Origin of the sequence: Desulfallas thermosapovorans DSM 6562 (genome assembly GCF_008124625.1) — a bacterium.
Taxonomy (GTDB): Bacteria; Bacillota; Desulfotomaculia; order Desulfotomaculales; family Desulfallaceae; genus Sporotomaculum; species Sporotomaculum thermosapovorans.
Genome location: NZ_VNHM01000006.1, coordinates 126,440 through 150,889 on the forward strand (window position 1 = coordinate 126,440; position 24,450 = coordinate 150,889).

The 24,450-nt window shown below is 49.4% G+C and carries 27 protein-coding genes; 11 read left to right on the forward strand and 16 right to left on the reverse strand.

Annotated features, from left to right (window positions below; genetic code table 11):
* Positions 1-12 precede the first annotated feature (12 nt).
* From nuoE to LX24_RS06890, 3 genes are read left to right on the forward strand one after another with little or no spacing between them, the layout of a single operon-like run.
* Positions 13-534, forward strand: a complete 522-nt coding sequence (gene nuoE, locus LX24_RS06880; RefSeq protein WP_166511405.1) for an NADH-quinone oxidoreductase subunit NuoE — start codon at positions 13-15, stop codon at positions 532-534.
* Positions 527-2,470 (forward strand): NADH-quinone oxidoreductase subunit NuoF, encoded by a 1,944-nt coding sequence (gene nuoF, locus LX24_RS06885; protein WP_166511406.1) that lies wholly within the window; start codon positions 527-529, stop codon positions 2,468-2,470. The genes nuoE and nuoF overlap by 8 nt, the downstream gene beginning before the upstream one ends.
* Positions 2,455-3,093 carry a 2Fe-2S iron-sulfur cluster-binding protein gene (locus LX24_RS06890; protein WP_166511407.1) on the forward strand — a complete coding sequence of 213 codons (639 nt, stop codon included), beginning with the start codon at positions 2,455-2,457 and terminating at the stop codon, positions 3,091-3,093. Before nuoF ends, LX24_RS06890 begins: the two co-directional genes overlap by 16 nt.
* A 115-nt stretch (positions 3,094-3,208) precedes the next feature.
* On the opposite strand, the gene LX24_RS06895 is transcribed toward LX24_RS06890, so the two are convergent.
* The 5 genes from LX24_RS06895 to LX24_RS06915 all read right to left on the reverse strand — a co-directional run bounded on the left by LX24_RS06895 (position 3,209) and on the right by LX24_RS06915 (position 6,610).
* On the reverse strand, positions 3,209-3,703 hold the full coding sequence (locus LX24_RS06895; protein WP_166511408.1) for a hypothetical protein: 495 nt from the start codon (positions 3,701-3,703) through the stop codon (positions 3,209-3,211).
* Between the two features lie 278 nt (positions 3,704-3,981).
* Entirely contained in the window at positions 3,982-4,785 is an 804-nt protein-coding gene (locus LX24_RS06900; protein ID WP_166511409.1) for a hypothetical protein, read from the reverse strand.
* A gap of 69 nt (positions 4,786-4,854) precedes the next feature.
* Positions 4,855-5,292, reverse strand: coding sequence for a hypothetical protein (locus LX24_RS06905; RefSeq protein ID WP_166511410.1), 438 nt, complete (start codon positions 5,290-5,292; stop codon positions 4,855-4,857).
* Positions 5,293-5,297: 5 nt separating this feature from the next.
* The gene (locus LX24_RS06910; RefSeq protein ID WP_341473557.1) at positions 5,298-6,083 is read right to left on the reverse strand and encodes a tRNA lysidine(34) synthetase; all 786 of its coding nucleotides are present in this window, start codon (positions 6,081-6,083) and stop codon (positions 5,298-5,300) included.
* A gap of 230 nt (positions 6,084-6,313) precedes the next feature.
* Entirely contained in the window at positions 6,314-6,610 is a 297-nt protein-coding gene (locus LX24_RS06915) for a carbohydrate-binding protein (protein WP_166511412.1), read from the reverse strand.
* Positions 6,611-6,744: 134 nt separating this feature from the next.
* Here LX24_RS06915 and LX24_RS06920 point away from each other — a divergent pair, with 134 nt between their 5' ends.
* On the forward strand, positions 6,745-7,083 hold the full coding sequence (locus LX24_RS06920; RefSeq protein ID WP_166511413.1) for a phage holin family protein: 339 nt from the start codon (positions 6,745-6,747) through the stop codon (positions 7,081-7,083).
* Between the two features lie 139 nt (positions 7,084-7,222).
* Complete coding sequence (locus tag LX24_RS06925) at positions 7,223-7,696, forward strand: bifunctional nuclease family protein (RefSeq protein ID WP_166511414.1); 474 nt, start codon at positions 7,223-7,225, stop codon at positions 7,694-7,696.
* Positions 7,697-7,749: 53 nt separating this feature from the next.
* Here the strand turns inward: LX24_RS06925 and LX24_RS06930 are convergent, their stop codons facing one another.
* Positions 7,750-9,063, reverse strand: coding sequence for a GAF domain-containing sensor histidine kinase (locus LX24_RS06930; RefSeq protein ID WP_166511415.1), 1,314 nt, complete (start codon positions 9,061-9,063; stop codon positions 7,750-7,752).
* 355 nt (positions 9,064-9,418) lie between these two features.
* Between LX24_RS06930 and LX24_RS06935 the strand changes: the two genes are divergently transcribed.
* From LX24_RS06935 to LX24_RS06945, 3 genes are all read left to right on the forward strand, one after another.
* Positions 9,419-11,542 (forward strand): acetate--CoA ligase family protein, encoded by a 2,124-nt coding sequence (locus tag LX24_RS06935; protein WP_166511416.1) that lies wholly within the window; start codon positions 9,419-9,421, stop codon positions 11,540-11,542.
* A gap of 122 nt (positions 11,543-11,664) precedes the next feature.
* Positions 11,665-12,432, forward strand: coding sequence for a tetratricopeptide repeat protein (locus tag LX24_RS06940; RefSeq protein WP_166511417.1), 768 nt, complete (start codon positions 11,665-11,667; stop codon positions 12,430-12,432).
* A complete protein-coding gene (locus LX24_RS06945) occupies positions 12,425-13,105 on the forward strand; it encodes a DUF3786 domain-containing protein (RefSeq protein ID WP_166511418.1) in 681 nt (226 codons plus the stop codon). The genes LX24_RS06940 and LX24_RS06945 overlap by 8 nt, the downstream gene beginning before the upstream one ends.
* A 49-nt stretch (positions 13,106-13,154) precedes the next feature.
* Here LX24_RS06945 and LX24_RS06950 read toward each other — a convergent pair whose 3' ends face one another.
* From LX24_RS06950 to LX24_RS06960, 3 genes are all read right to left on the reverse strand, one after another.
* Entirely contained in the window at positions 13,155-14,108 is a 954-nt protein-coding gene (locus tag LX24_RS06950) for an SDR family oxidoreductase (RefSeq protein WP_243131654.1), read from the reverse strand.
* A 95-nt stretch (positions 14,109-14,203) separates the two neighbouring features.
* Positions 14,204-14,794, reverse strand: a complete 591-nt coding sequence (locus LX24_RS06955) for a stage II sporulation protein M (protein WP_166511419.1) — start codon at positions 14,792-14,794, stop codon at positions 14,204-14,206.
* A gap of 14 nt (positions 14,795-14,808) precedes the next feature.
* Positions 14,809-15,183 (reverse strand): hypothetical protein, encoded by a 375-nt coding sequence (locus LX24_RS06960; RefSeq protein ID WP_166511420.1) that lies wholly within the window; start codon positions 15,181-15,183, stop codon positions 14,809-14,811.
* 307 nt (positions 15,184-15,490) lie between these two features.
* Here LX24_RS06960 and LX24_RS06965 point away from each other — a divergent pair, with 307 nt between their 5' ends.
* Positions 15,491-16,735: an L-lactate MFS transporter gene (locus tag LX24_RS06965; RefSeq protein WP_166511421.1), complete on the forward strand. Its 1,245-nt coding sequence runs from the start codon at positions 15,491-15,493 to the stop codon at positions 16,733-16,735.
* Positions 16,736-16,852: 117 nt separating this feature from the next.
* Here LX24_RS06965 and LX24_RS06970 read toward each other — a convergent pair whose 3' ends face one another.
* The 5 genes from LX24_RS06970 to LX24_RS06990 all read right to left on the reverse strand — a co-directional run bounded on the left by LX24_RS06970 (position 16,853) and on the right by LX24_RS06990 (position 21,700).
* Positions 16,853-17,233 carry a DUF4363 family protein gene (locus LX24_RS06970; protein ID WP_166511422.1) on the reverse strand — a complete coding sequence of 127 codons (381 nt, stop codon included), beginning with the start codon at positions 17,231-17,233 and terminating at the stop codon, positions 16,853-16,855.
* Complete coding sequence (locus LX24_RS06975; protein WP_166511423.1) at positions 17,230-17,922, reverse strand: YetF domain-containing protein; 693 nt, start codon at positions 17,920-17,922, stop codon at positions 17,230-17,232. The genes LX24_RS06970 and LX24_RS06975 overlap by 4 nt, the downstream gene beginning before the upstream one ends.
* Before the next feature lie 49 nt (positions 17,923-17,971).
* Positions 17,972-20,518, reverse strand: coding sequence for an alpha-glucan family phosphorylase (gene glgP / locus LX24_RS06980; protein ID WP_166511424.1), 2,547 nt, complete (start codon positions 20,516-20,518; stop codon positions 17,972-17,974).
* Positions 20,519-20,692: 174 nt separating this feature from the next.
* Positions 20,693-21,001: a zinc-ribbon domain containing protein gene (locus tag LX24_RS06985; protein ID WP_166511425.1), complete on the reverse strand. Its 309-nt coding sequence runs from the start codon at positions 20,999-21,001 to the stop codon at positions 20,693-20,695.
* A gap of 159 nt (positions 21,002-21,160) precedes the next feature.
* The gene (locus tag LX24_RS06990) at positions 21,161-21,700 is read right to left on the reverse strand and encodes a hypothetical protein (RefSeq protein WP_166511426.1); all 540 of its coding nucleotides are present in this window, start codon (positions 21,698-21,700) and stop codon (positions 21,161-21,163) included.
* Between the two features lie 284 nt (positions 21,701-21,984).
* Between LX24_RS06990 and LX24_RS06995 the strand changes: the two genes are divergently transcribed.
* A complete protein-coding gene (locus tag LX24_RS06995) occupies positions 21,985-22,860 on the forward strand; it encodes a DegV family protein (RefSeq protein WP_166511427.1) in 876 nt (291 codons plus the stop codon).
* Positions 22,861-22,875: 15 nt separating this feature from the next.
* Complete coding sequence (locus tag LX24_RS07000; protein ID WP_166511428.1) at positions 22,876-23,316, forward strand: YaiI/YqxD family protein; 441 nt, start codon at positions 22,876-22,878, stop codon at positions 23,314-23,316.
* A 36-nt stretch (positions 23,317-23,352) separates the two neighbouring features.
* On the opposite strand, the gene LX24_RS07005 is transcribed toward LX24_RS07000, so the two are convergent.
* Positions 23,353-23,643: a thiamine-binding protein gene (locus tag LX24_RS07005; protein WP_166511429.1), complete on the reverse strand. Its 291-nt coding sequence runs from the start codon at positions 23,641-23,643 to the stop codon at positions 23,353-23,355.
* A 165-nt stretch (positions 23,644-23,808) separates the two neighbouring features.
* Entirely contained in the window at positions 23,809-24,447 is a 639-nt protein-coding gene (locus LX24_RS07010; protein ID WP_166511430.1) for a thiamine diphosphokinase, read from the reverse strand.
* Between the last annotated feature and the right edge of the window lie 3 nt (positions 24,448-24,450).

A 24,450-nucleotide genomic window follows, 5' to 3' on the forward strand; every position in this document is an offset into this window, starting at 1 on the left:
GGAGCGATGATAATGAACTTAACGGCAGAGGAAAAGAGAATAGCCACTGAAACCACCCGGCAGTTATTATCAACTTACAATGACAGCCGGGGCAATTTGATACCGGTATTGCAACAGGTACAGAACAAACTGGGCTATGTGCCGGCAGTGGCCATGGAGGAAGTGGCCGCCCACTTCAATGTGCCGGCGGTAGATGTTTACGGGATAATCACCTTTTATAACCAGTTCCGCCTTACCCCGCCGGGCAAAAGACAGGTCAAAATATGCATGGGCACCGCCTGCCACATGCGAGGCGCCCAGATCATCCAGGAATCCTGGGAACGTCGCCTCAACATTAAAATGGGCGAAACCACCGAAGACCGGGAATACAGCCTGGAGAGGGTGGCCTGTGTGGGGTGCTGCACCATGGCACCGGTGGTACTGATCAATGAAGAAGTACACGGTAAAATAACCCCCACCAGGGTAGACGGGCTGATATTTTCCCATCAACTGGATAAGCAGAAAGAGAAAGAAGGTGCCGCCCGAGATGAGTAACCACAATGCCGCCGCTGCAGCAGCATTTGCCAAACTGCAAGAAGAGGCCCAAAAAGACTGGGACCGTTTAAGGGAAAAACCATTGATCTTAATTGGCGCCGCCACCTGCGGCCGGGCGGCGGGCGCGCTGAACCTGCTGGAAGAGGTAAAAAACGAGTTGGCTGAACTCAAGCTGGATGCCAATGTACTGGAAGTGGGTTGTATGGGGCACTGCTATGCCGAGCCCATTATGGTTATTTACAACGAAGGGTTCCCCGCCATTTGCTATGGTTATGTAACCGAGGGGGTCGGGGCTAGAATCGTACGGGATTACTTGACCGAAGGGGATCCCGGCATTGAATTCGCCCTGGCGGCCCTGGAGCCCAACGATATGTTCCCCACCTTTGCTGATTTCCCCCGGGGCATCCATGAAAACAAAATAGTGCTGGAACAGTGCGGTTTTATTGATCCCCAAAACATAGACCATTATATAGCCACCGGAGGCTACGTGGCACTAACCAGGGCACTTGATATGACCTCCCAGGAGATAGTTACCACCATAAAAGAATCGGGGTTGCGCGGGCGCGGCGGGGCCGGGTTCCCCACCGGCATCAAGTGGCAAACCTGCCTGGACGCCCCCGGCACCACCAAGTACGTGATTTGTAACGCCGATGAGGGAGACCCCGGCGCGTTCATGGACCGGACCATCCTGGAGTCCAACCCGCACCTGATGATTGAGGGCCTGGCCATAGCCGCCCGGGCAGTGGGCGCCACCAAGGGTTACGTATATATCCGGGCCGAGTACCCCCTGGCCGTAGAGCGGGTGGCCCTGGCCATAGAGCAGGCCCGGTCCAAGGGTCTTTTGGGCGATAATATTTTAGGCAGCGACTATTCCTTTGATATAGAAATATTCCAGGGCTCGGGCGCCTTTGTTTGCGGTGAAGAATCCGCACTGATCGCTTCCATGGAGGGCGAACCGGGTATCCCCAGGCACCGCCCCCCCTTCCCGGCCCAGTCGGGGTTATGGGGCCGGCCCACTGTGATCAACAATGTTAAATCACTGTCCTACGTGCCTCACATCATCAAAAACGGCGCAGCCTGGTTTACCGGCATCGGTTCGGAGAAAAACCCGGGCACGGCCATCTTTGCCCTGGCCGGCAAGGTGGTAAACACAGGCCTAGCCGAAGTGCCCATGAGTACCACTTTGAACGAATTAATTAACGATGTAGGCAGCGGCATCGCGGGGGGCAAAAAATTCAAGGCGGTGCAAATCGGTGGTCCTTCTGGTGGCTGTTTACCTGAATCGGCCATGGACACCCCCATTGATTTCGACTCGCTGACCCGGGCCGGAGCCATGATGGGCTCGGGGGGCATGGTGGTACTGGATGAAGATGACTGCATGGTGGAAATAGCCCGTTTCTTCCTGGACTTTACCCAGCAGGAATCCTGCGGTAAGTGTACTTTCTGCCGCCTGGGCACCAAACACATGCTGGATATTTTAGAACGGATTACCAAGGGACAGGGCAAGCCTGAAGACATCGACACCCTGACCCAGTTGGCCGCCAAAGTCAAGGCGGGCTCGCTGTGCAGCCTGGGCAAAACAGCACCCAACCCGGTGCTGAGTACTATTAAATATTTCCGGGATGAATATGAAGCTCACATCAACGAAGGCCGCTGCCCGTCCAAAATGTGCAAGGATTTAATCGCCTATTACATTTTGCCTGAAAAATGCGAGCGTTCCTGCGATGCCTGTGTGGGCAGTTGCCCGGTGGAGGCCATCGGCGACAATGAGGACCGGATTAAAGTAATCGACCAGGAAAAATGCGTCAAGTGCGACAGCTGTATGGTAGCCTGCCCGCCCCAATACAAGGCCGTGGTTAAGCTGTCACCCCCGCATCTGGTTGAGGAAAAGGACAGAGAGTACAGGGAGGGGAAACAAAAATGGCAGAAACAGTAACCATAACCATCGATGATCGCCAAATCCAAGCCGCCCCGGGTGAAATGCTGCTTTGGGCGGCCCTGGACAACGATATATATATTCCCCACCTGTGCGCAAGCCGGGAGGAAGCACACCCCACAGCCTCCTGCAGGCTGTGCTTCGTGGAAGTGGAGGGCCGTCCTGCTCCGGTGCCGGCTTGCACCCTGCCGGTTACCGAAGGCCTGGTGGTAAAAACCCGCAGCCCGCAGGTGGACAGCCTGGTGGCCATGGGATTTGAATTGCTCATGTCCAACCACCGGCTGGACTGTAAAAATTGTTCAGCCAACGGCAATTGCGAGCTTCAGCGTATCGCCAAAGCCCGCAAGCTGCGCCTGAAGCCAAAAAACCTGCCGGTACTGGATAAAAACCTGCCGGTGGACGATAGCGCCGCCAATATTGTCTATGACCCCAACAAGTGCGTGCTTTGCGGCCAGTGTGTCCGGGCCTGCCGGAAAAGCGGCAACGGTACACTGGGTTTTGCCCGGCGTGGCTATTTACGGGTGGTCACCACCTTTGGCGGTGTCCCCCTTGGCGAAAGCAACTGCACAAACTGCGGTGCCTGCGTGAAGGTTTGCCCGGTGGGTGCTCTGGCTCAAAAATAATTGCCATACCCCCTTGCCCGTACTTTTTGCAAGCAAGGGGGTATTATATCATATAGCCCGAAATAAAAAATCCACGTACCAGATATGATTCGTGGATAATAAAATTATTTAAGTTTTACCTTTTTTGAATGCGAAAGCACTTCAGAGTATCAATCTTCCAGCAAGTCATACCCACATTACCTTTGACAGTGTCGTTACCTGCCGCTGTAGTCCCCTCACTGGACAGTTCCAGCACCAGCGGTATATAATCAGTTACCTGATCTTCTTCGGGATTACCCGAGTTCACCGCCACCCGGGCATGCTGGCTATCCAAGTATTGCAATGGACCGATCCGGGGGTTTTCCATTAAATCCGACAAATTACGCCTCAAATCACTTACAATGCCCCCCAAGGCATCCCTTAAAAAATTCTCATCCTCCGCCAGCAGGGATATACTGCCCAAATCAGCATTTCCCATAGCGTAAAACCACATACCCATAAAATAGCCCCGGCCCTGCCTGTCCAGCAAACGCCAAAAAGCCAGGGTATCCCCATGATTAATAGCCTTTAAAAACGTGCTGACCATGTCGGAGGCACTTTGCGCGTAAACATCGTCCTTAAAATTTTGCAAAAATATTCACCCCACACACCTTTTTTAAGAGTTTGTTTGAAAAGTAGGCTTTGGTGCCGGGTGCTCCCAGGGTTGAAAGATAAAAATATTTCAACCTTGGGAGCACCCGGCACCTGCGTGAGCGTGCACAAGCCAACCAACACGGAGGTCATAATTGGATCTTGCGCTGGCTCTCGGAATAGCCTCTTTAAACGTAACTATGTTCACAATGTTACGCTATCTTGGGGACCAGGGCAAGTGTTTTAATAATTTTTATACTAAAAAATTTTTTAATTGCGTTACTTGCACCACCGGCTATTATTAAAGCTCGGAATATTAAAATTAAATATATAGTCCACATCTCCCGGTAACCCCGGCTGGTATTTGCGTTTGGCATCAGGGGCCATTTTTTCAGCCATGGAAGCAAGCAGTTCCCGGGGGGGACGGTATTGCTCACAGTTTATAGACCTGGCCTTTTTTGCTTTTTTTTTACGCGATTTCTGTTGCAGCGCTTCACCGGTACTTAACGACACCACCGCCAGCGAATCACGTACCACCGGGGGGTCCATGGAAACAGGGACTGCTGTTGGTTTCACCGGGGTATCATCTGTACCTGGCAGGTTATCCACCGGGGGTAATGCCCCGGGCTCTTTTACATCCACAAAGGTTGCTTCAGTTTCCACGGCACACACCGGTGCCACCGCCGGGGCCGCCTCCAGCCGGGCTTCCTGCGGTAGAGACGAGCCCCGCCTTTTTCCCGCCCGGGTTACCCGTTGATCCAAATTAAGACGCTTCATTTGATCCCTTAAACTAACAGCATCGGCCATCACTTTTTCCAATTCCAACAAATCCGCCGGTGTGCCTTCTTCACTGGCAGCCCGGTCAATTAAATCGGATATATCAATCATCCAATCAAATAATTTCTCGAAGTCACTGTCAATTTCCTCCAATATAGATCTGGCCTTTTTAATCATGGTCGTACCAAGCCAGGCCTGCTCTTCCAACAAACTCTGCAACTCGTGCCGGTCACCGTTGCTTAATTGCCCGGCCTTTGCACCCAGTTCCTCCATACGTAACATCAATTCTCCATACCTTTTGAACATTATAATGCCACCTCCATTATTAAAAATTTGTATAAATTCCATCATTTTCCTGCTAGTAAATAAAAAAAATTATGTCTTTTTTTTGTCCTCTATATCTTCTTTAATCCTTTTATTATTAAATATTGAACGAAACAATACCACTCCGAACCAAACCCCGGCTATACCGGTGACCACCGGGTCCGCGAAAAAAATGTACGGGTAAGTATGGCCACCCACTTGCAGCCAAAAAGGCGCCGGCAGCAGGCTAAGCACAGCGGCCGGCCCCCCTTGCAGTATAAGTAAATCAGTATCTATTTTCACTTCAATGACCCAACCCCAAAAGCGCCCCATCTCAATTAACAGGCCGGCCAGCACAGCGGTCATGGACAAAAGCAGTGAAACAGCCCAACTCCCCGCCGCCCCCGGCACAGGCTGAAAGGTACTGTAATAAAAGTATGTATAGATTAGCAAAAAAACCGCAATACCGATGAAAGCCTGGCCGGCGGCATACCCGTTTTTTTTATTCAATTCAATCACTCCCCAATATACGGCACGCCCGTTACCTCTTCCCCGGTGCCCGTACTGCCGTGACGCCATTGGCGGTCAACCATTGGCGGCCATAGGTTTTGCGAATCCAGTGTCTGGAGGGCTGTTAAAAAGCGCGTTTTTAATTCCGGGTAGCGTTCATTCAATGAATCCACCAACCCTTTCATTTCCTCCCTTTTGGTTTTACCATTTACAGGGCAAAGGCTTTTTACCACCGGCAATCCCTGCCGCTCCACGAAGGTTTCCACAGTCTTTCCGGTGACATAAATCAGGGGGCGGATCAGTGTAATACCACTGCGATCCATAAATGTAACCGGCGCAAATGTTCTGAACTGCCCGGTAAAAATCAAACTCATGAAGAAGGTTTCAATGGCGTCATCAAGATGGTGCCCCAAAGCCAGCTTATTCAAACCCAAATCCCGGGCGGTATTGTTGATTGCCCCCCGGCGCAGGTTGGCACACAAAGCACAGGGGTTTTTCTCCCGGCGGTCATTAAACACTATCTCGCCGATATCGGTTATTTTATTGGTAAAAGGTATACCCCTTTGCTCACAAAAACCCGCCATTGTATCCACGTCCATAGGCCAGCCGGGGTTAACAAATATGGCATGTAGATGGTAATTCACCGGCACCTCCCGGCGGATTAAATGAAGGGCATGCAGCAAGGCCATGCTGTCTTTACCACCGGACAGGCCAACGGCCACCCGGTCCCCGTCACTAACCATATTATAATTGGTCATGGCTTTTTTTACTTTACCTTTAAACCATTTCAAGTAAGAGTCCTTCAAGTTCATCATCCCGTTTACTAAAATATATTAAATCTTTCGAGGGCTATATTATACCATATATTGCTGCTATACTATTAACACAACTGTATACACAGCTTTATCCCGAACCAGTAAAAAGCAGGCTGCTTCATGTAAATTAATTAAAGCAGCCTGCCCTTTTCAATTATAAATCCGTTCTCCGTAAAGCATATGCTCCACTACGGGCAAATCTACATTTAAACACTGGCAATCCAGTTGTGACCATTGTTATTGTCCCAATTGTTGGCGCTGTCTTTAAAGCAAAAGGCTATGGTATGGTTTTTCATGGGCACATTTTTCTCCCAACCCTTGGCGGTACGCTCCATCTGAATGGTCATGGGTTCCTGCCAGTTGTTGGGGTCACGGTAACCACAGTGCAAATATACCTGATCAGCACCGGATCTGCTCAGCAAACCGGAATAGCAAATATTAATTTGATTCCCAAAGGTCGGCTTAACTTCAACACCCTTATCCATGTCGATCCAACTTTGCATCAATAACACCTCCGTAATTTTTTCTGGTACTGATACATAAACTAAAGGAACTACTATTTATAATGCTTTTTTCGGGTTCATTTATACTTGGAAAAATGTTATATTGTATTTATAAGAATTTAAGGGGCGTTTGCATGAACTGGTTGCTTAGTTTTTTACTTAACGCGCTGGCTATTGTACTGGCCGACCATTTACTGGAGGGTATTCGCCTTTCCGGTTTTATACCGGCGCTGCTGGCCGGTGCGGCACTGGGCATTGTTAACACATTCCTGCGACCGGTGCTACTGCTGCTAACCTTCCCTTTAACAGTGTTCAGCCTGGGATTGTTCATCTTTATTGTTAACGCCATCACCTTTACAATCGCTGCCTGGCTGGTACCGGGGTTTGATGTGCTCAGTTTTGGCGGTGCCTTTTGGGGCGCGATGATTACAGGTATAATTAGCTGGCTGCTCAGCTTGATTTTTCAAAAATAAAACATCTTGATATGTTTGACAATTAAGGTTTTAGTGATAGAATAACCACAAAGGAAAGAACGAATATACAGTTAAAATAATAGCAACCAACGGACCAGCAGCCCCACAAAATAACACATCTTTTGGGAGGTATGGTCCCATGATCGTTAAAGTAAAAGGTATTGCTTATGATATGTCGGGAAGTCCTATCATATTGCTTACCGATCCCGCGGAAAAAAGGGTGCTACCCATATGGGTGGGGCTTTTGGAGGCTCACTCCATAGCACTGGCCATGGAGGGTATACCCCAGACACGTCCCATGACCCATGATATAACCCTGACTATATGCAAAACCCTGGGCGGCACTATTACCGGCGTCGAAATATCTGATTTAAAGGACAACACCTACTTCGCTGAATTATATATTACCTCCGGTGAAGATAAATACCTCATTGATGTTCGTCCCAGTGACGCCATCGCCCTGGCATTGAGAGCCGAGATACCCATTAATATTTCTCAATCGCTGCAGGGACAGATGCTGGACATTCAGGAAATACTGGATGATGATACCAGAAAAGCCCTTGAGGGATTGTCCGAAAATCTATTAAATGAATACAAGAAGTCATTGCATTAACAAACCCGCTAACGTGCTAGCGGGTCTGATCATTTTTTTACTTTTTAACGTACTCAATTTACCTTAAGTATATTTTGATTATTGGGCATATCTATGCACACCGCAGTACCTTTGCCCGACGTGCTGCGCAGCATTATCTTTCCCCCGTGGGATTCCACCACTTTGCGGCAAACAGTAAGTCCCAGGCCCACACCATTTGCCTTACCGCTGACAAAGGGGTCAAATATACTGTGCTGTATTTCCTTGGCCACCCCTAAACCACTGTCCTCAACAATAATATAACTCCTGCCCTGGTCTTCAGTGGTAATAATACGCAACCTGCCACCACCGGGCATGGCATCCAGGGCATTTTCCACAATGTTGCCAAAAACAGCGTGCATTTTTTCCCGGTCCATAAACAATTTCACCGAAGGGGCGTAATCCTTTACCACCACAATATCGGGATCCATTATCGGGCCCAGCGTTTCCAAAACTTCGTCCAGTAAATCATTAACATCCAGCCATTCCCGCTTGAGATTAAGATCATGGGCCAGGTTTAGCAAAAAGCCGATGGTCTTATCCATGTTTTTTATCGACCTGTCCATTTGCTCCAAATCCTGTTGGGCCATTACACCGGAGGTAAAATTTCTGGCCAGTGAGTAGAAGGACATTTTTAAATTGGAAAGGGGATGACGTAATTCTTTAGCCATTACCTTGGAGACGGAACCCAATACATCCATTTTTTGGTCCGGTTGATCGTTTACATTAGCCGGGTTTTCACAGCCACCGTTGGGCTTGTTTTCATCCGCCCCGGCAACAGCTCCAACCTGCCAGCTATTTTTTCTTATAATTATATTTTTAATTGTGGGGGAAAACAAATTAGCTACTATTTCCAAAAGTAGCAGTTCTCTATCACTGAAGTCACCGGCCTCCTCCCCGCGTCCCCAGTGAATACTACCCAAAATTTTATGTCCTTCACGAATGGGCGCCCCGGCTGTGTACAACACACCGATTTTTGAAAGCACATTGACATAATAGGGGTGCTTTTTGAGCCTTTCCAAATCAATGATTTGCGATGAGCGCCAGGTTCTACCGGTGGCCTTTATTTTTTTTAATAAATAGTTGCTGCCGGCGTTTTTGCCAAGGGAAAAAAGTATCTTTTCATCAACGCCAGCACCAACACCCACTTTGAGGTTCAGTCGCCCCTTTTCCTTGATATACAGCACGCCCACTTTTAAAGCAATAATTTCCTCCAAGTAGGCTTGAATTACCTCAAACATATTTCTCAAGGGCAAGCTGGATGTAATAACTCTGCTAATTTCCAAAAGTACGGATAATTCCCGGGGTGAAAGACCGTTATTATTTAATTGTGCTTTGGTCGCAGGCAATGTTATCACCCTTACTTATGCATATATGCGCAATAGTAAATGCACGGGGAACTTTATTTTCTATAATTGCACTACACCGCTACAGTGTCAACAAAACAACTGTGAACGGTCGCATACTTTACCCCTGCGGTGGTAAATGCCAGTGAATGCCGCCATTTAGAACCTGTATGCCGGCATGTAATACCCACAGCGGGGCTGTGCTTGAAATTATTACCAAACACCCTTGCGCACCATGGCTGTTTAAATATTTAATCTTTTCTTAATGTTAATATGATAAAATATAATTATTTATCGTGCACCAAACCCTGTTCTATCATGAATCGCATACAATTTTAATAAATTTCGGAGGTTTCAAATGACCAGCAACACTTTTCTGGACCCTTTTGTCAGCCCGCAATCAGTAGCTTTGATCGGAGTTTCCTCGCGCACCGGTCCGGGCACCTTTAACGTGCTGGAGCGAATGCTGGCCGGCGGCTACAAGGGCAAAATTTACCCCGTCAATCCCCGGGGTAGCAGTATAATGGGCGTTAAGGCCTACCAATCGCTAACCGATATTGACGAGCCGGTGGACCTGGCCGTCATAAGCACCCCGCGCACCGCCGTACCCGGAATAGTCAGGCAGTGTGTGGAAAAGGGTATCAGCTCCGTCATCATTATCACCCAGGGTTTCTCGGATGCCGGTGACGAGGACGGCATGCACATGCACCATGAAATAGTAAATATAATCCGGGGTACCGGAACCCGTGTGATAGGCCCCAACACCCTTGGTGTCATCAATGCCTTTATCAATTTCAACACATCCTTCGTGCCCTTCAATACCCGTACCATACCGGTGGGATTAATCTGCCAATCGGGTATCTTTCTGGCCGCTTCCCAGGATTTCAGCGGTGGCATAGGCATCGGTATTGACATAGGTAATGCTTGCGACGTCGGCTTTACCGAGTCCATGGAATACCTGGCCGGCCGTGACGATATCCGGGTCATCAACCTGCACCTGGAAGGCTTGCATAACGGTCGCCGTTTTCTGGCGGCTGCACGCCGGATCACCCCTCACAAGCCCGTGCTGGTTTTGAAGACGGGCAGTAGCGAAGCAGGTGCCCGGGCAGCCAGTTCCCACAGCGGCTCCCTGGCGGGCGAGGACGCCGTATTTTCCGCTGCCTTTGCCCAAAGCGGTATTATCCGTGTCGAAGACTCGGCCCGGCTGGCCGAATTAAACCAAACTTTCCTCACCTACCGTGAAATGAGGGGTAAGCGCATTGGTTTTATAACCATCAGCGGCGGGGCAGGTATTATGGCTGTGGATGCTTGCAGTAAATACGATCTTGTTGCAGCCCGCCTGTCCGACCAAACCATCAAAGCGCTGGAAGTTGTTTTCCCGAACTGGATGAATGTGGGCAACCCGGCAGATATCTGGCCTGCGGGCATGGCCAAGGGATACGGCAAAATCACCGCCCTGGCCCTGGACAAAGTGCTGGCCGACGACAATGTGGATGCAGTGGTTTGTATCACTCCGGCCTACCTGGACCCGGACACCGACCCGCTCAACACCATCGATGTAATAAATGACACGGCCGCCCGCTTTCCGCATAAACCCACCGCGGTATGGGTATTCGGGCCGCACAAGGAAAAATACGCAGAGCAGTTCCGGGCCGCACAAGTGGCGGTGGCTTACGGTTCCCCCGACAGCGCACTTTACTGCCTGGCCAAACTGTACCGGTATCATAACTTCATCAGAGGAAAGCAATATACCGGGTGTGCGGCACCTCCGGGCATTAACCGCACCGCTGCCGGCGCTGCAATAGACACGGGCCTCAATAAACGCCTCACAGTTTTAAACGAGCAAGCCCTGGACGTAGTGGAGGCTTACGGCATACCCGTTGTAAGGCGGGCCCTGGCCCAAAGCCCGGAGCAGGCACTGGAACTGGCCGGAGGTTTGGGATATCCCGTAGCGCTGAAAGTAGCCTCTCCGGATATAACCCATAAATCGGATGCCGGCGGTGTAATACTTAATATTCTATCCGATAGCGAACTTTCCAGCGCGTACGATAAAATAATACAAAACGTACAAGCCCACCGGCCGGGTGCCCGCATTGAAGGAGTACTGTTGCAGGCCCAGGTTACCGGGGGTACCGAAGTGATCCTGGGTGGCCGCCAGGATCCACAATTTGGCGCGGTACTGGTTTTCGGCCTGGGGGGTATTTATACCGAGCTGGTCCGGGACGTAACCTTCCGGGTGGCCCCGGTAACACCGGAGGAAGCGCTGGAGATGATTAAAGAAACCCGGTCATTTAAAATTCTTTCCGGTGCCCGCGGCCAATTGCCCGGGGATATTGACGGGCTGGTGGACTGTATAGTCCGCATGGGAACGCTTCTTTGTGAGCACCCGGAGATTGTTGAGGTGGATATTAACCCGTTACTGGTAAAACCCGACGGCTGCCTGGCCCTGGATGCCAGGATAATACCCGCTTACCGGGAATAATCCCTTTGAGGGAACCCCAATGGGGCTCCGGCCACTTCAATTCGCACCTGCAGTTGCCGGGGAGAGCAGGGAAGCAGGAAATTTATTGGCCTGGCTGAAATATAATATACAGCAGGGTGGTTATGCAAGGATGTGATGGGATGGAAAGAAACGTGGCCAAACACGTGCTGGCCGACGTTCTGCTGGTTACCCACGGCGCCAAAGGGGAGCAAGAAGCCAGGATTATGTATGAATTATTAAGACGTTCCTACCGGACAAGACATATGGAATGGCACGAGGAATGCCTGCAGTCGGCCTGGGAACAGTACAGATACTGGCTGCAGTCCAACAGCACGTTTAAAATACCCGGCCGGCAGCCGCCGGGGAATCGCCGCAAGAAAAATACAGATTCTTTATACCCCATCAGGTTGGAAAAAAGAGGACGCAATGAGTGGGAATTTGCCTGGCCAGGCGAAGTGCTCAACCTGATGCATAAATTTGACCGGGGCTCCGAACACCTGGAAAAAGGAGATTTAACCGGGGCCAAGCGTATTTTCAACGCTATTATCAGAGAATGTCCCTACTTCATCCACGCCTATAACAAACTGGCGGCAATGGAATGGGATAAAGGAAATTTGGCCCAGGCCGAAAGGCATTACAGCCAGGCCTATGAAATTGGCCGGTCAGTATTACCGGTCAATTTCCGGGGCAAATTACCCTGGGGATGGGTGGAAAATCGCCCTTTTCTGCACACTTTACACGGTCTGGCACTGGTCAAGCTACGCCGGGGTGATCCCCAAAGTGCAAAAAAGCTGCTGGACTGGTTAATCAAACTGGAACCCGAAGATTTTTTGGGAGCACGATCCATAATTGACGATATCAGAAAGGGGACAGTGCCCTGGGATGAGTAAACCACAGCCATACATGCTGGGCCGTAAAGAAACCGGCCATTACCGGTCCGCCTTCAATAAAACACTGGACATATTTAAACAGCTTGATCCCATCCATATGGCCGCCCGTAGCGGTGCCGCTTACAACCCTGAAACCAGTTTATTTACAGTTAAAAGTTTCGGCCGTGATATCCTGGTACATTACCCCAGCGGCCAGACCACCTTTACCACCTCCGAACTTCCGTTAATGGGCTGGCGACTGGTGACTTTAAACTATTTGGTCCGGGCTGACGGCACGCCTTTGTCGGATCATCTCATCTCCTACCGGGAGTTGGAAAACGGGAACGTATATTTCCCCGCTTTTCAAAGGGAAAGCATTCTCTCCTTAAGCCGGTGGTTGGAAGGCAAATCACCGGACCTGCTGAGCCGGGCCATAACCAACATGGGCGGCGTACCCTGCCCGGGTGCCGACCTGGCCGCGGTCATACCGGCATTGCCCAGATTTCCCATCACCCTGAAAATATGGTTTTCGGATGAGGAACTACCCGGAGCGGCGAACATATTATTTGATGCCACCGCCAATCACTATTTACATACCGAAGACATTGCAGCCATAGGCGGTTACGCTAGCGCCTTTTTGATCAAGGAGTATCAAATACTAACGGGACGCCCCTGGCGCCCCATTACACTATAAAAGAAGTTTAATTGATATACCCGCCCCTGTTGGACACCGGTTAAGAAACTTACCGCCCGGCCAGATATTTTAATCCATTGTGCAGGGCTTTGGGCCTGAAGCCAAAATTATTTTCCACCGCGTCTATATCTGTAATATTATCCAGATCCATTTGTTTCAATTCCACCGGTGTAACGGGCGGGTCCCTTAAAATACTACCCATCAGCGGTACCACCAGGCGCATCAACGGCATGGGTATATACAGCTTATAACGCTTTTCCCCCAGACATTCCAATAACCGGTCCAGCATTTGGGAATAGCTTAAATGTTCGGGACCGCCTATTTCAATAACCCGGGCGGTGAGGCCGGGGTTTTCACATACCCGTAGTATACAGCGCACCACATCTTCCACCGCTATGGGCTGAAATAAAGTCTTTCCCCGGCCTGGAACTGGCACAAAGGGCTTGGGAAACATTTGTAGAGACTGGATCATACGGTCAAAGAAATTAAATCCTGCACCGTAAATCACCGATGGCCGTAAAATAGTCCAGTTAAGACCGCTTTGTCTAACCGCCTCTTCACCACGCCACTTGGAATAGACGTACTTATACCGGGAATTATCACAGGCACCCAGGGCGCTGATATGAATAAAGTGTTTTACCCCGGCTTGTCCGGCTGCAATAACCAGGTTCAAGGTGCCTTCCACATTTATATGTTCAAAGGTCTGTTCGTCGTGTTCTCTAATTATAGCCACCAAATGAATGACCTTATCCACACCCTGGCAGGCTTTCTTTACCGATTCCGGATCGTTAATATCCCCCCGGACCAGCTCAACGCCCGCAGGCAAAACCTCACCGGCTTTCTTGGGTGACCGGACCAGACAGCGCACAGTATAACCTTTCTTCAGCAAAGCGCCCACCAAGTGTTTTCCCACCAGGCCCGTTCCACCGGTTACAAGTATCACATGCATCCGTTCCTTTCCCCAAAAAATCAGCCTTTGCGGAAAAATATCAGCTATTTTCACAGGCCGCCCCCAAATGCAGGGTGCTTACAGTTTACCGGCAACAATGATATATTTGTTGTCCAGGTGATAAAATCCTTTAAAAAAAACCAAAAACCTTATAATAAATAACGGTTGATCAAAAGCGGTGTGATAAATGTTTCCACGGCCGCCGCCAGGATTAACAAGGGTAAAACAACCGCCAGATAAGTACTTAAAACCCGCCCGGCCACGCGCTCCCCTTTTCTATGCAGGCGCCTGTAATGAAAGCTGGCCCCGGCAGCTAAAAATAACGCCCCCAGCTCGGGCACACCGTGGGGCAGCAGACCGAACAACCATATTTGAAAAGTATAATAATTAAACAAAACCGCCTGCATTTTTACAGCCAACCCGCCGATGAAGCCGTTCAGCAATAAAACAAACACCGGCCAAAGGTTGTAGGTAATAATACCCAGCACCAGTACTGTAAAACTAACCACACTATTTCTGATTAAAATATACAAAAACAAATTTTCCGGCAAGCCATTTCCAAAGGGATTGGCCAGTATCATATCCCGCACCGTGTTATAATACTCGGCGGTCCTGTCGGCGGTAATAATGGCCATTATATAGCCAGCATAGACCGCCGCGACAAATATGACCAGGCAAATCAAGCTTTCCCGCCGGTAATACTTTATCTCCCGCCACTCTTTGCTAAACCAGGCAAACAAATATCACCCCACCTTTAATTCCTGCGTTTTTTATTCCCGGTTTTTCTCCTTGCGGGCTCATAGGCGCCGGTCAAATCAAACAGCTCGGGCTGGTAGCTACACTGTTTATAATATTCCCCGTATGGATAACCCTCCGGCCGTTTAGCCAAATCCAACACCTTGTAATAATCAAAACCTGAAATACGGCTTACATAATGCAGCAGGCAAAACCCGGGGCGCAAGTCTTCCCCTTGAAAAAACTTGAACTGCACAGCCCTTTTCCTGCCCCTGGTATCATAATACGCAGTGACAAACTGCAGCGCCGGGATAGAATTAAAATCATCAATTACAGGCGGCTCATCCACATAAACCATCCAAAAGCCGTTACCGAGATACCAAATGTCATTCATTAATGTCACCTCTATCCATACTATAACATACAATATTTACCTATTTAAACTATTAATTTATTCAACTCCCGATGAAAAGCCCCATACCCCGAAGCCACACAACTAAAAACCATCCCCGTCTTGGGTCACCGGTTATTATATCAAGGGCAGCGGCTTTATGAACGTACTATATTTCCCTTAACCACTTACTTTATCATACTACACGTTAATATAATAATGTGGCCATTAGACAGAATTTTGTTAATTTTCTGTCATTTATATATTATTATACTTAGTAAATATATTTAATTTGGGAGGTGCGGTTTTAATGTCTCAACCTACCAGTTCCAAGGCCTGGACGATTACCTTCGCCGGAACGGGAATCAACCTGGCCCTGGGCGTGCTCTATACCTGGAGCGTTTTTGCTGCGGCGCTTATTGATCAATATGGTTGGACGAAAACGGAATCATCTATTCCTTACACCCTGGCCTGTGTGGTTTTTGCCCTTTGCATGGTACCTGCGGGACGCTGGCTTGATAAATCCGGCCCGCGGGTGGTGGCTACAGTAGCCGCTTTCCTGTGCGGTGCCGGTATGCTGGTGGCCGGCTTATCGCAATCGGTGGCCCTTGTAACGCTGGGCTTCGGCCTGCTGGTGGGTGCCGCTATGGGGTTTGGTTATGCCGCCCCCACCCCGGCGGCTGTCAAGTGGTTTCAGCCTCATAAGAAAGGCCAAATCTCGGGTTTGGTAGTGGCCGGTTTCGGCCTGGCATCGGTCTATATTGCACCCTTAACCAACTACCTGTTAGCTAACTTTGGTGTTTCCAAAACCTTTTTCATTGAAGGAACATTGTTCTTTGTCGTCATAATCGTGCTGGGCCAGTTGCTAGCCTTCCCGCCGGCACAAAACTTTGTGCCCTTCGGAGGCCCGCCGCCGGCCAGTAAGGCTAAAGCAGCCGCCGGTTACACCAAGCGTGACTATACACCCGGTGAAATGATTAGAACTCCCCAGTTTTATCAACTCTGGCTGATGTTCTGCTTTGCAGCCTCCGCAGGCCTGCTGATTATCGGCCACCTGGCCAAAATATCCCAAATCCAGGGGGGTATCAACTGGGGATTTGCCCTGGTGGCCGTACTGGCTGTGGCCAACGCCAGCGGCCGTATTTTGGCCGGACTAATATCCGACCGGCTGGGCCGAACCAATACCATGCTGCTGGTGTTCAGCCTGCAAGCCATCAATATGTTTGCCTTTTCATACTACAGCACGGCACCGCTGCTGCTTCTGGGTTCGATCTTAACAGGCCTTGCCTATGGCTCGCTGCTTACGCTGTTCCCCTCGGCTACGTATGACTTCTTCGGCATGAAAAATTCAGGCGTCAACTACGGCCTGGTATTCACCGCCTGGGGCGCGGCGTCACTGATCGGCCCGATTGTCGCAGGACAGGTGGCCGATGCCACCGGCGGGTACGGGGCCAGTTACATCATCTCCGGCGTACTGCTGCTGGTGGCCGCCGTAATAACCTTTTTCACCAAGGCACCGCAGCCCGTGGCACATCAAAGAGTACTGGAAACCTGAAAAAACAGCTGAGGCGCGCACTTGGATGTGCACGCCTCAATGTCTTTATTACTGTATTTTGTGAGTAACTGCAACCGGTGCTTGCTCATACACCGTATACAATGGGCAACCGGTGGTTCATAATATATTTTTCAAGTTAACCTTTTCCTTTTCGGGAATATGCTCGAGCATTTTCTTTAATACTGCCAATTCCCCCGCGGCCAGAGCACGATCCTGCATACGAATATATTGTCCGATACGGATCAGGGACATTTCAATATTATCAATTTCCTGGTGATCGATAACTATGGCCCACCAATCCTTATGCCCGCTCCATTTTTTCGCCAGTTTTTCAACATCGCGCCCGGCGGCAGCCCAGTTGCCGGTGGCAATGGCCTCCTCCAGCCCACTAAAATCCTCAACCAGATCCTTTGCGCTGCTGTTCAATTTATCCAATGCGGCAAAACTAACCGCCAGGACCAACACCAGTACAACCACCACAGCCACATAGATTCTCATACCCGGCCACCCCCGGGCACATTTTTAAGCTGGTAAAATAAATTACCCGCTGTGTCCAGACTGGCAAAAAAAACTTTTTTCACGTCATTGATGCCGAATTTGCCCAGCTCCGCAATCAACCATTCCTTATTTAAATTTGCTTTATGCAAATTTTGTTCATTTAACTGCCCGTCAACGATCAGCGTCAAAGGTAAACCCTCATATTCGGTCTCAATTTTTAAATCCTCGGGCTGCAGGGCCCGTTTTTGGGACTTGGGTATCACACTAAGCTGGCCATTGGTTTCCAGAATGGCAAATTCCACATCAGCTATATTGGGAAAGTTTTTGGCTCGCAGTTGCTCCAATAAGTCGTTAACGTTATAGCGCAGGTACTTGAGCTCCGACTCAACCAGCTTGCCATTATCTATTACCACGCTGGGTCTGCCGCAAATAATATCCCGGGCCTGTAAACTTTTCATGGAAACATAGGACAGGCCCACCTGGGCCACCATTAATATTATAATGGGAATAATACCGCTCAGCAGCGGTATACCGGTATCCTGCATGGGAATGGCGGCCAAGTCGGCAATCATCAATGCCACTACCAGCTCAAAGGGCTGCAACTGCCCGATTTCCCGCTTGCCCATGATACGCATAACCATAACAACGGCAATATAGAGGATTAATGTTCTAATTATAATCAGCAGCAACACTATCACCCGGGGTACATATTAAGTAATTTTTGTTCCACGGTGGTGGTTAAAAACAATCAGCCCATCTTACCAGTGGAATTTCAAACTTCCCCGCCATGAACCGGTGCACCGGCCTTACCCTGACAGTGTAACCATAGGTGCCCTGGGGCAAGGGTACTTTGCCGGTAAACCTGTAAACACCATCCCCCAACTCTTCTTGCAATTCCATCACCGTGGTATTTAAATTGCTTATATATGGTCCTTTATCATTTCCGAAGGCAATCTCCACAGCTACCTCCGAAGGCTTAATAGGGCCCAGCTTGACCACCGATTGCACCATTAAATCTTCACCGGCCTGCATATCCCACCTGCCGTTGGTTTCGGTACGCTCCACTTTCACATGGTGCCAGTTTTCCCGGATAAACTCTTTAAACCGGCAGGCCTGTTCAGCCGTGGCATAATTTGATTCCATAAAGGCGATCCCCCGGTCAATGGCCGGTATATAAAGCCTTTCAGTGTACTCCATCACCATTCTGGCGGTACTGAAAAAGGGAATAATTGTCCGCATGGATTCACGCATCATAGCCACCCAGTGAACGGGAACATCCCCTTGCCGTTCGTAATAAAGGGGTATTACCTTATCCTCCAGTACCTTGTATAAATAATAAGTGTCATTTTTATCCTGCTGAACCTCGTTTAATTGTAAATCACCGGGATGACCGATGGCGAAGCCGTTTTTACCGTTATATGCCTCGGGCCACCAGCCATCCAGAACGCTACAGTGCAGTACGCCGTTCATAGCGGCTTTCATGCCGCTGGTACCACTGGCTTCCATCGGCCAGCGCGGGGTATTCAGCCAGACATCCACACCGTGCAACAGGTGCCGGGCAACGTTGATATCGTAATTTTCCAGGAATACTATTTTCCCGCGAAAAGGTTCTTGCCGGGAATAATTTATGATTTTTCTGATTAACTCCTGGCCGGCGCTATCCTTGGGATGGGCCTTGCCCGCAAATACTATTTGTACCGGCCGGTCCAAATTATTCAGTATAGCCGCCAGCCGGTCCGGGTCACTAAAAACCAGCGCGGCCCGCTTGTAAGTGGCAAAACGACGGGCAAAACCTATGGTGAGGGCATGGGGCAGTAAGAATTCCCCCGCCTCGGCGATGAGTGCTTCGGACTCGTGGTTGCGCCGGTGTTCATGCTGGATTCTTTCCCTGATATAATTGGTCGTTTTTTCCTTTAGCTTTAAATGTGTCTCCCAAATCTCCTGCGAGGGAATATCATCAAGCCGCCGCCAAAAGTTTGGGTTCGTCACCTGGTCCATCCAGTCCTCACCCAGGTATTTGCTGAAAAGATTTTTCCATGGCTCAGCAATCCATGACCTGGTATGCACCCCGTTGGTTACCGAAGTAACCGGAACTTCCTCGACGGGAATGGATGGATAAAACCGGTGCAACATCTGGCGGGTAACTTCACCATGCAATTTACTGACTCCGTTACAAAAACCCGCCATACGCGTAGCTAAAACGGTCATATTAAATTCGTTTTGATCGGCATCCCAACCAAGCTCCAATAGTTTATCACAGTCCATGCCGGTATCCCGGCATAATTCAGCCAGGTACTTTTCCGCCAGATGGCGTTCAAAAACATCATGCCCGGCAGGTACCGGAGTATGGGTGGTAAATATGGTATTGGCCCGGATAGCTTCCCGGGCTGTGGCTGTAGGCACCCCCTGGCTGACCATCTCCCGCAGCCGTTCCAGGGTCAAAAAAGCAGAGTGCCCTTCATTAATATGCCAGACTGCCGGAGTTATACCCAACTCCCTTAATGCCCTGACCCCCCCCACACCTAGTAATATTTCCTGTTGAATGCGCATCTCCCGGTCGCCACCGTATAATTGGCCGGTGATCCGGCGGTCTTCTTCCATATTTAATGGAAGGTTGGTATCCAAAAGAATCAACTGTGCCAATCCCACCCGGGCTTTCCATATCCTTGCAAACACAGTCCTACCGGGCAACTCCACCGATACGGTGGTATCCAGGCCGCTGTCTCCAACCACCGGTGTAATGGGCATTTCATTAAAATTCAAATCCGGGTAATATGTTTCCTGGCGACCGTCGGGATTAATAAACTGGTTGAAGTAACCATGCTTGTATAATAAACCCACCCCCACCAACGGCAAACCAAGATCGCTGGCCGATTTGATATGATCCCCGGCCAGCACGCCAAGACCGCCGGAATAAATGGGACAGGATTCATGTATGCCGAATTCAGCGGAAAAGTAAGCAATGATTTTATCTTTATAACGGGAATGAACCCTGGTAAACCATTTTTCATCGTTGATATACCGGTCAAAATCAGCCATGACCGCATCATACTTGTTTAAAAAATGCTGATCGGCTGCCGCCCGGTCCAATTCTTCCCGGCGCACCCCCAATAAAAACTTCACCGGGTTATGTTCCACCCGCTCCCAAAGATCGGAGTTAATCTCCTGATACAGTTCCCTGGCCGGTTTATGCCAGCTAAACCAAAGGTTGTAGGACAATTCACGCAAGCGGGCAATGCGTTCCGGCAGTGGCGGTTTAACTGTAACAGTACGGAAATAAAACATTATGATACCTCCGTTATCTCATGTATGATTTTTTTATTTTATCCTGGGCAAGGAAACACAATACAAGGTAATAAAAACAAAAAAAACCGCCAAGGGGTTTTGAACCCGCCTGTCGGTTTATCGTAAAACCAATAAGGTTAGTTTTATGTCGTTAACGTTTTTACTACCAATCATTTAGGCCCAGGAACGGGCATTACGCTTGGACTGGAAACAATCCTTACAGTAAACCGGCCTGCTGCCGTTGGGCTTAAAAGGTACACTGGTCATTGCGCCGCATTCATCACAAACTACTTCATACATTTGCCTTTCCCTTGCACCACCGGCACGGAAATTATTATTCTGGCGGCGCGCCTTGCGGCATTCCGGGCAGCGGGAAGGAGCGTTTTCGAAACCTTTTTCGAAGAAAAATTCCTGTTCACCGGCCGTAAATACAAACTCCTCACCACAATCCCTGCAAACTAAATTCTTGTCCGAGAAAACCATACCTTTAAAATTGTCCTCCTTATGAATTATTATTACCCTATGGAACCTTTGACAGATGATTCGCCTATTCATAAGAGGACAGACAAACACCGCAAAACAATTCCACGAGTACCTGATATAATAATATGAGAAAACTATTCAAATTACAATAAGCACTTTTTATAATTTTCTTGCCCTTAATATTGAAGCCCATTTTTTAGGTTTCTCCGGGCCTGGTTTTTCTACCGTTGCTGGTTCTTCTACAGTGGCGGCAATTTCTGATCTGGCCGGCAAAAAGCCCACCGGGTAAATAACCTCCGGGCGGTATTGTCCATTTTCCATACGACGGCGCATATCCAATACCGATTTCTCCAACTGTTCCACCCGCTCCCAGGTGGTTTTTTTCTTTTCGGCCTCCACCAGGCACGCCAAATCCCTGAGCCTGCCGCGTAATTTGAAATTCTCGGCACTTAAGCGCTCAATTTCGCCGGCCATCTCCAGATACTTTTCATTACTGAACAAAGTATTTTCCAACTGCTCGATACGTTCCCGGTAAATACTGTTAGTCCGGCTTAATGCTTCGTTTTCCACAACACTGCTGCGTAATTTTTCTTCCATCTCTTGATTCAAGGTACCGTTAACAAAACGATAGGTTAAAAGTGAACCAACTGCCGCACCCGCACTCAGCCATGTCAAAATCATTGCCCCTTCTATTAGCACAACCAATCCCCCCATTAAAGTTATATCTAATTTCCTATTCTAGATAAATATGGTTTTTCCTTCCATAAAACATAAAATACCAGTCTTTTTTTGGAGCATCTTTTGATTTGATGGGGTACCTGGATTCACAATTAAAGAGTCTACTGGAAAGGCAACCTTTGGTGCCAAGCACCCGGCCATCAATACTTTTCGAACTGGCTCTTAAATTTAATTTTAAAATAAAGGTAAACCTGTAAACAGCAGCGAAAATATAGTGGAAGAATTTATAAAAATGGGGGAAATTAATGAATGCCGAAAAAATCGCGCTAATTACCGACAGTACTTGCGACCTGCCCGATGAACTGTTACAAAAGCTAAATGCCTGGATGCTGCCTTTAAAAATTATTTACAAGGACCGCATTTTTGCAGACAGGTTGGAAATAAAGCCCCAGGAGGTATATAATAACTTTTCCCGGGAGGTGCCCACCACTTCCCAACCTTCACCCGAAGAGACCCGCTCGTTATTTGAAAAACTTTACGCCCGGGGTTTTACCCACGCCATAGCCATCCACATTTCCAGCGGGCTTAGCGGCACATATGAAACCGTAAAAATGGTGGCCGGGCAATTTAACAAAATGATGGTGGAAGTAATTGATTCCAAGGCCCTGTCCCTGGCCCTGGGTTTTTTGGTGCAGGAAGCCAGCCAATGTATCCAAAGCGGCCTGTGTTTTGAAAATGTAATCGCCCGGGTACGGAAGTTGCAAAAAAACGTCAAGGTATACTTTGTGGTCAAAACTCTGGAATACCTGAAAAAAGGCGGGCGGATTGGTTATGTTGAGGGGACCTTGGGGCAGATACTGGACATTAAGCCGATTATCTCCATTAACGATGAGGGCAAGTATTACAGCTTTTGCAAAGCCCGGGGCAGAAGAAAATCCATCAGTAAGATGGTGGATATTTTAAGGGAACAGGCGGCGGGTAAAAGAATCAATCTGGCCGTGGCCCATGGTGATGCCCGGGAGGAAGCGGAGTCACTTTTGGATAGGATACTAAATATGAAGGATTTAAAGGTTAATGAAGCCATGTTCAGCCAGTTAAGCCCCGTAATGGTGGTACATACCGGACCGGGCCTGATTGGACTTGCCTTTCACGAAGTTACCGAGGCCGGTACCGGCAAATAGAAGAAGGCGAGTAAAATGAAAATTATCGTTGATGCCGACGCTTGTCCTAAAAATGCACTGCATATATGTACCCGCCTGGCCGCCGCTTATGGCATTACCCTGCAAACTGTGGCCAGTTTTAATCATAATATTAATTCCGAACACCATACCGTTGTGGGAAATGCTGCCCAGGAAACCGATCTGGCCGTCACCAATATGACGGCCAGGGGCGATATTGTGGTCACCCAGGACACTGGCCTGGCCGCCATGGTGTTGGGTAAAGGAGCCGCGGCCATATCACCCGGTGGAAAGATATTCCGCAAGGAAACCATTGTTTTTTTATTGGAGGAAAGGGAAGGCAAGGCCAGGCTGCGCCGGGGTGGCGGGCGCACCAAAGGCCCGCGCAAGCGTACACCCGAGGACGATGTCCGGTTTGAGGCCAACCTGCACAAGCTAATTGAAGAATTAACCCGGTAATCCCCTATACCCGCAAAAACTGCACAACCCTCATCCTTAACCCCTGTATTTACCTACTTTTTCCGCCATGGTCACCCCTTGGGGGGCATAGTCTATTTTAACCAGGGTTACTACCCGCCGTGCCCCGGCATCTACACAGGCCTGCTGGGCTTTTTTCACTATCTCCAGCAATTCATCCAGTTCCCCTTCCATGGTGGTTTCCATGGGTCCCACCTCATAAGGAACACCGGACCGCTGCACCACTGCTATAGCCTTGTCCACCACCCCGTAAATATCCCCGCCGGGCACCTGGGGCAGCACCTGAAAACTGACATTAATCACGGGCATTTTTTATGCACTCCTTTTTGCCCTACCAGTTACAATATTTCCTCTTTTTACCTTTAAACCTTGTCTTCATGCCTTCCCAGGGCGCAAAACGTCATGAAAGAATTTCTTTCAGACTTCCAACGCCCGGTATCATGGCATCGCCGGTATCACATCATTCGCAGCGATTTATTTTACTCTGACCAGCAGCATCAATCCCGAGGCGATGGTAATATCAGCCCGGTTACCGGCCAACCGGTTGCTGATACCATAGGGGTTGCCTATGCTGAAGGTGGCGTTTTCAAGCGGCCACCGGGCACCCCGCACCTGCACCCCCGTGACCACCCCGGTAAGGGGCAACAGCGAAAATTCATCGCCCGGCCGTCCCTTGACCACAGCGGGCTGCCGGGGTGCCACCAGGTTGATTTCGTTGTATTCATTGATAATCCTGGCCGGGACCCGGTGGTCCAGGGCTACCCGCAGCAGGTGCACATTGGCCAGGGTATGGTCAAAACGATTGCCCGTGGCCCCCAGGATTATCACTTCATCCGGGCGGCAGGCCAGCGCCTCGGCTAAAGCCAGGGCAGTATCGGTGTCATCCTTTTCGGCGGGGTACTCCTTGATGGCCACCCCCTGCCGCCGGTAACTTTCCAGCAATGACGGGTCTATGGAATCCATATCCCCCACAATAACCCCGGGGACAATACCCAAAGCGGCCGCATAATTTGTCCCGCTGTCCACACAAATCAGCCGGTCGGCCCCGGCCAGGACACGCTTTAGCCACTGCAAATCCTCCACCGTGCCCCCGGTCAATATAACACAACGCATTGA